A 6,393-nucleotide genomic window follows, 5' to 3' on the forward strand; every position below is an offset into this window, starting at 1 on the left:
GTCCCTCGCCAATCCATGCGGTCCGTCAGGGCTGCCGAGCAAGCGGTGTCCCTGGCCTCCAGAGTGGCAGGAACGACTCCCGCCGCACAGATGCCCGCCAGATCCACCTACGGTCAGCCGCGCACGTGCGGCGCCAGATCCGGCCCCAGGGGCGCAGACCAGTGGACCCTGATGCGCTTGAACCACTCCGGCGCCCCCATGTCCATGACCAGGACACCACGCACCCGCACGCCTTCGTCACAAGTCACGCCGATCTCCGCTCGGTCAGAGCGGGAGCAGCTGCCGCCCGGGCCCGCTCGGCACGGGCCCGGCGCAGCGCGGCGGCCTCGGTCGCCGCAGCCTGGCGGCGGCGCTGGGCGCGGGCCTGCCCGATCAGGGCCGGCGCATCATCTGCGACGACGTCGGGCTCGGGGAACGCCCGGCGCGACAGCTCCCGCATCGCGGCAGTCTGCCGCTCCACCGCCTCCGCGATGCCCGGGTCCGCCAGGGACGGCCGGGCGGCCTGCCGGTGCGCTTCGATCGCGCGGCAGTAGCCCTCCGGCGGTGTCCGGCGCTCCACCGTCACGGCGGGCACGGTCGGTTGCGGGGCCGGGTCGGCGGCCGCCGTGGCGAGGCCGGCCTTCGTGGGCGCGGGCTCCTGTCGCCGCGGATATCTCATCCGCCAACGCAGGGGCACAGCACAGCTCTCCTGAATCGCCCCGTGGGGCTTGCATGAGCCGTGTGCCGCGATGAGTGGCTCGCACGGTTCTGAGGGGGGAGCGGCGGGGTAACCCGCCGCTCCTACCCGGCAATGCCTCTGGCTGAAAGGGGCATAGGCCCCGAAAAAAGAGAGCTGAGCCGGACGTCTCTTGACCTACGATCCGGCCCATGACGATCACGTATGAGTGGCGCGGCGACTTCGACAACGCTGCCGTCAACGCGCTCCACGCGGAGGCGTTCGGTCGCGCCCAGATGCCCATCGATTGGCAGACACAAGTGCACCGTCACAGCCTCGGCTGGGTATGTGCCCGAGAAGACGGCAGGCTCGTAGGGTTTGTCAACGTCGCCTGGGATGGCGGCGTCCATGCCTTCGTTCTCGACACGATGGTCGCTCAGGACATGCGCAAGACCGGTGTCGGGACCGAACTCGTGACCATCGCAGTGCAAGGCGCCCGTGCAGCGGACTGCGAATGGCTCCACGTTGACTTTGACGAGTATCTGCGTCCCTTCTACTTCGACGCGTGCGGCTTCAGACCGACGGACGCAGGGCTCATCGCCCTGCGTTACTCAGGTTGAACTCGTGGTGTCGTAGGGGCTGACGGCAGGCCATCGGCTGCGGTACTACCGGGGCATGCGGTATCCACAAGGGGGCGGGCTGACCGCCGAACGTCAGCAGTTTCGTGAGGAGTTACGACTCCAGGCGGCGGAACGGTTCGCTCGAGGTGAGGCGAGCGCGGTGATCGCCAAGGACCTGCGGGTGAGTGTCCGGTCGGTGCAGCGGTGGCGGCGGACGTGGGACGACGGCGGTCCGCGGGCTCTGCGGTCACAGGGGCCGGTGTCGTTGCCGAGGCTGAACGAGAAGCAGTTCGCGCAGTTGGAGGCGGAGCTGGCCAAGGGGCCGGCTGCGCACGGGTGGGAGGACCAGCGGTGGACGCTGGAGCGGGTCAAGACGGTGATCGGCCGACGCTTCCACTTGACCTACACGATTCAGGGGGTGCGCAAGCTGCTGGTACGCAACGGCTGGTCCTGTCAGGTGCCGGCCCGTCGCGCGATGGAGCGGGACGATGACGCGGTGGCCGGGTGGGTCAAGGAGGTGTGGCCGTAGCGGGCAAGAGTGCAGTCGGTCATGTGTGGCTCCAGGTGGTGCGGTAGCGGTCGGCCCATTCCCGGGTGACGGGCGCGTTCGGGGCGGTGGTGATCAGGTCGCGGTAGAACTAGCCCCGCCAGGCGCCGTCGGCAACCGCCCCGGACACCGGCACCGTTCAGGAGGCGAGTACCCGCTCCCCGGCCGCCTTCACGTCGGTGGCCCTCTCCGGGCAGTCCGCGCCCTCGAGGTGCTGCGCCGACCGCTTCGGCAGCGCGAACAGCAGTAGGAAAACCGCCACCAGTACGGCCGCGACCCAGCCCAGCGCGTGCTGGAAGGCGTGCACAAACGCCGGGCCCACCTGCTGCGGGGTCAGCCGGTCGCCGATCTCGCCGAAGAAGACCACCGACACCAGTCCGAGGCCCAGTGCGCTGCCCATCTGCTGCACCGTGTTGATCAGGCCCGATGCCGAACCGGAGTGCTCTCGCGGCACCTCGGACAGGACCGCTTCCGTCAGCGGGGCCACGATCAGGCCCATGCCCACCCCCATGACCACCAGCGGCAGCGCCATCTGCCAGGGAGCGATGTCCTGGCCGTACCGGTCGGCTTCGGCGATGTAGAGAAGTACGCCCGCCGCCATCACCAGCGCGCCGGCCTGCAGGACCTTGCGGCCGAAGCGCGGGACCAGCTCCTGTGCGGACATCCAGGCCATCGTCGAGGCCGCGAGCGAGAGCGGCACCCCCGTCAGCCCGGCCCGCAGTGCGCTCCACCCCAGCCCGACCTGCATGTACAGCGTCCAGACCAGGAAGAAGATGCCGAGCCCGACTCCGTACACCGTCTGCACCGCGATGCCCGCCGCGAAGCTCTTCACCCGGAACAGGGAGAGCTCGATGAGCGGGGATCCGCCGCGCGCCGCCTTCCGCTTCTCGTACCCCACCAGCGCCGCGAAGACGACCACCGCGCCTGCCATCGACAGATATCCCCACATCGGCCAGCCCAGCTCACGGCCTCGGGTGAGCGGGTAGAGCAGCATCAGCAGGCCGAGGGTGACCAGGGCGACACCGGCGAGGTCCAGTCGCAGCGCCCGCAGGGCCTTCGACTCGGCGATGAAGCGCCGGCCCAGGACGAGCGCCGCGACGCAGACCGGCAGGTTGATGAGGAAGATGGGCCGCCATTCAAGCCCGAACAGGTTCCCCTCGGTGAGCAGTGCGCCGAGCAGCGGCCCCGAGACCGTCGCCAGCCCGATGATCGCGCCGAAGAGCCCGATGACCTTGCCCCGCTCGTGCGCCGGGAAGGTGGCGTGCACGATCGCCAGCACCTGCGGCACCATCAGCGCCGCCATCGCGCCCTGCAGGATTCGCGCGGCGACGAGCATCTCCGGATTGGCGGCGAAGCCGCACAGCGCCGAGGCGAGCGTGAACCCGGCCACACCGAGAAGGAAGACGCGCTTGCGGCCGTGGATGTCACCGAGGCGGCCCCCGGTGATGAGCCCGGCGGCGAAGGCGAGCGCATAACCCGCGGTGATCCACTGGATCTGGCTGAACGACGCGCCCGTGTCCCGCTGGATCGACGGGATCGCGATGTTGACGATCGTGACGTCGACCAGGTCCATGAAGGCCGCGGTCATCACGACGGCGAGCGCGAACCAGCGACGCCGGTCGCCCGCGCCCGCGGTGGTACTGGGAGTGCTCTCGGCGGAGAGCATATTGGGAAGCTACGCGAGCATTAGACCAACTCACATCCTATTTCTGCGGCACCCTGGCACGTAGGACGGCCGACACTCCGGCGCGGGTCCTGCAGCTCCTCTCCATCCTCCAGACCCCGCGCGAGTAGCCCGGCGGCGAACTCGCCGAGCGGCTCGGGGTCTCCCGGTGTACGGACGTGCGCCAGGGAACTGGGGGCGCCGCCAACGCCACGGCTGGCAGCGCGGCGAAGGCCATCATGTGGGAAGCCGCCCTCCACTCGAGGGCATAGCAGGGGCAGTCGTGATGATCACGGCGTCACTGCCGCGTGGGCTGGTGGGAGTTCTCGGCCCGGTTGTTCAGGCCCTTGTGGGAGCGGTGCTCCACGAAGGGCATGACCTCACGGTGGGCTGCGTCATAGAAGCGGAGCTTGTCGGTGACAGCTCCCCGCGGGACCGCACGCGTCTTCTTCATCAGGCGGCGGAAGAAACGCCTGGCCGCAGCCTTGTCCCGTCACGTGGGCCCTGCTACACCGGAAAGAAGGGAGGTAGGGCATGCCTCGTGATCTCGTCAAGGGGCTGACCGTGCTCATCGCGGCACTGGCGGCTCCGCTCGCCATCTGCGCGCTCCTGCTGCCCGTCCGAGGCACCCTGTCCTCCACCAACGTGGCCCTGATCTTGATGTTTGTCGTCGCGGCGGTGGCCACCCTCGGCTACCGCTGGGCCGCGGCCCTCACGGCTCTTTCCGCCGCAGCGTGGTTCGTTTTCTTCTTCACCACCCCGTACGCAAGTTTCACCCGCTTCAGCCAACCGGACGACATCATCACCATCTGGCTGCTGCTCGCCGTCGGCCTCGCGGTCGCTCAGCTGGCTCGCCGCTACACCCGTGAGCACGCCATCGCCACCACGCTGCAGCACAGCCTGCTGCCCCGCACGCTGCCGGACACCAGCGCCGTCCGAACGGCGTTCCGCTATGTGCCCGCTGAGGCGGAGGTCAGCGGGGACTGGTTCGACGTGATCCCTCTCCCAGGATTTCGCACCGCCCTCGTGGTCGGTGATGTGGCCGGTCACGGCCTGCACTCCGCGGTCACCATGGGGCGACTGCGCACCGCGGTCCGTAATTTCTCCACCCTTGACCTCCCGCCCGATGAACTGCTGGCCCGCCTTGATGACCTGGTTGTTCAGATGGATGCGGAGGAGGGCGCCAGTCAGGGTATGACCGTCGGAACCACGTGCCTGTATGCGATCTACGACCCGGTCTCCTGTAGCTGCGCGATGGCAAGTGCCGGGCACTTTCCGCCCGCCGTCGTCCATCCCGACGGCCGCGTCAAGATTCTCGACCTGCCCGGAGGACCCCCGCTCGGCGTAGGCGGCCTACGCTTTCAGGCCATCGACCTGCAGCTGCCGGAGGGCACGCAGCTCGTGCTCTACACCAACGGGCTCATCGTGAACCGTCACCGCGACATCGGGGCCGGCCTGAAGCTGCTGCACGACGCACTCTCCAACGCGGGGATCGACCCGGAAGAGACGTGCGAGACGATCCTGGAGGCGGTGCTGCCCGCCCATCCAGACGATGACGTTGCCCTCCTGATCGCCCGAACCCGCGCGTTTCCGCGTGATCGTATCGCTGAATGGGACATCCCGGCCCTTCCCGCCGCGGTGCCCGCCCTGCGCGCCGAGGTGCTCGCGAAGCTGACCGACTGGGACCTGGAGGAGGCAGCATTCACCACCGCACTCATCCTCAGCGAGCTGGTCACCAACGCCATCCGGCACGCGGCGCCCCCCGTCCACCTGCGCCTTCTGCTCGATACCAGCTTGGCACTGGAGGTCAGCGACAGCAGCAGCACCTCCCCGCACCTGCGCTACGCGACGGCCATGGACGAATGCGGCCGCGGAATCTTCCTCGTCGCCCAGTTCGCCGAGCGGTGGGGAACCCGCTTCACCCCCACCGGGAAGATCGTCTGGGCCGAGCAGCCGGCCCCGTCAGCTCGCGTCGCCCGCGCCCTGGCATCAGCCGTGTGACCGGGCTGGACTGCCCGAAGCCCCTTACCTGCTGCCCGGCACGTCGCCGGCCTCAGAACTCCCCCATGCCGTTGCCACGCCGCCCCGCCGGGGCGACCTCCGCCCCGGTCGGCCTTGGCCTGGCGGTACCAGCCGCGCAGGGACTCGGAGCTGATGCCGAGTTCCCGGGCAACCGCGGTGACCGTCTTGCCCGAGGAGTCGACGAGCGCGATCGCGTCCCGCTTGAACTCCTCGGTATACCGCTTCGTGTACTTGCTTCCCACCGACGACAGCGCCGATCACGGCGGACAGGGCGACGCGGCGCCGGACGCGGCGCAGACGCGTGCGGGAGGTTTCCTCACAGGTGCAGGTAGGCATACTTGACTTGCGGAGTGCCGGGCAGGAGTGATTGGTCCCCGGCCTTCTCGGAAGAACACGACGGTCCCTTTCGGGTTGATGTGACTTTCGATGCGTTCCGGGGCGGCAACCCCGGGACGCAACACGCACCGTGCGCTCATGACGACGCTGCGTGCCGCGCAAAAGACGATACAGCCACCCGAGTGAATGTCCATCCGCTTACCGGAGCTCGCAGGTACTCCCTCCACGGGAATCGATATCACGCGCAAGTGGCCCACCGCAGGGCACTAAAAATGACAGATCAATGACCGTGATCGATCGAGCGCATCCGATATTGACCGGCGCGTGCATCAAAATTCCTCCTTCTTGCAGGAAAACGACTTCTCTCGCTGATCACTTTCGGGAGATTCCCTGGTCAGGGCCTCATTCCGCCATCGAAGCCGAGCCGCCTAGTGTCTCGCGATCTGGTTCGTGTCACCTGAAGCTCTTTGACTCGTTGGACACTGCGTGAACCTCTCTTCGGAACAGGCCGCAGAATTGCGGACGTTGGCGGCGGACCGGCACGTGACGG

General features: G+C 68.4%; 5 protein-coding genes and 3 pseudogenes. 3 read left to right on the forward strand and 5 right to left on the reverse strand.

Annotated elements, in window-relative coordinates:
* Positions 1-113 precede the first annotated feature (113 nt).
* Positions 114-248: a hypothetical protein gene (locus tag AMK22_RS41940; RefSeq protein WP_274535470.1), complete on the reverse strand. Its 135-nt coding sequence runs from the start codon at positions 246-248 to the stop codon at positions 114-116.
* Positions 245-676 (reverse strand): hypothetical protein, encoded by a 432-nt coding sequence (locus AMK22_RS35890; RefSeq protein ID WP_443333343.1) that lies wholly within the window; start codon positions 674-676, stop codon positions 245-247. Before AMK22_RS35890 ends, AMK22_RS41940 begins: the two co-directional genes overlap by 4 nt.
* A gap of 191 nt (positions 677-867) precedes the next feature.
* On the opposite strand from AMK22_RS35890, the gene AMK22_RS35895 reads away from it, so the two are divergent.
* Both AMK22_RS35895 and AMK22_RS35900 read left to right on the forward strand, forming a co-directional pair.
* Positions 868-1,275, forward strand: coding sequence for a GNAT family N-acetyltransferase (locus AMK22_RS35895; RefSeq protein WP_073791841.1), 408 nt, complete (start codon positions 868-870; stop codon positions 1,273-1,275).
* A 55-nt stretch (positions 1,276-1,330) separates the two neighbouring features.
* A pseudogene (locus AMK22_RS35900) lies at positions 1,331-1,801 on the forward strand (winged helix-turn-helix domain-containing protein); the annotation flags it as partial.
* A gap of 160 nt (positions 1,802-1,961) precedes the next feature.
* Here the strand turns inward: AMK22_RS35900 and AMK22_RS35905 are convergent.
* Both AMK22_RS35905 and AMK22_RS35910 read right to left on the reverse strand, forming a co-directional pair.
* Complete coding sequence (locus tag AMK22_RS35905) at positions 1,962-3,488, reverse strand: MFS transporter (RefSeq protein WP_073791845.1); 1,527 nt, start codon at positions 3,486-3,488, stop codon at positions 1,962-1,964.
* Positions 3,489-3,786: 298 nt separating this feature from the next.
* Positions 3,787-3,978: pseudogene (locus tag AMK22_RS35910) on the reverse strand (DDE-type integrase/transposase/recombinase); the annotation flags it as partial.
* Positions 3,979-4,019: 41 nt separating this feature from the next.
* Between AMK22_RS35910 and AMK22_RS35915 the strand changes: the two are divergent.
* Positions 4,020-5,486 (forward strand): ATP-binding SpoIIE family protein phosphatase, encoded by a 1,467-nt coding sequence (locus tag AMK22_RS35915; RefSeq protein ID WP_073791846.1) that lies wholly within the window; start codon positions 4,020-4,022, stop codon positions 5,484-5,486.
* Between the two features lie 113 nt (positions 5,487-5,599).
* Here the strand turns inward: AMK22_RS35915 and AMK22_RS42550 are convergent.
* Positions 5,600-5,749 (reverse strand): annotated as a pseudogene (locus tag AMK22_RS42550) (transposase); the annotation flags it as partial.
* Positions 5,750-6,393: the final 644 nt, after the last annotated feature.

Origin of the sequence: Streptomyces sp. CB01580 (genome assembly GCF_001905795.1) — a bacterium.
GTDB lineage: Bacteria > Actinomycetota > Actinomycetes > Streptomycetales > Streptomycetaceae > Streptomyces.

What these genes read in the sequence shown, in the direction of transcription:
- AMK22_RS35915 (WP_073791846.1), top strand. Translation starts at nt 4,020, where the DNA reads ATGCCTCGTGATCTCGTCAAGGGGCTGACCGTGCTCATCGCGGCACTG.
- AMK22_RS35905 (WP_073791845.1), bottom strand. Translation starts at nt 3,488, where the DNA reads ATGCTCTCCGCCGAGAGCACTCCCAGTACCACCGCGGGCGCGGGCGAC.
- AMK22_RS35895 (WP_073791841.1), top strand. Translation starts at nt 868, where the DNA reads ATGACGATCACGTATGAGTGGCGCGGCGACTTCGACAACGCTGCCGTC.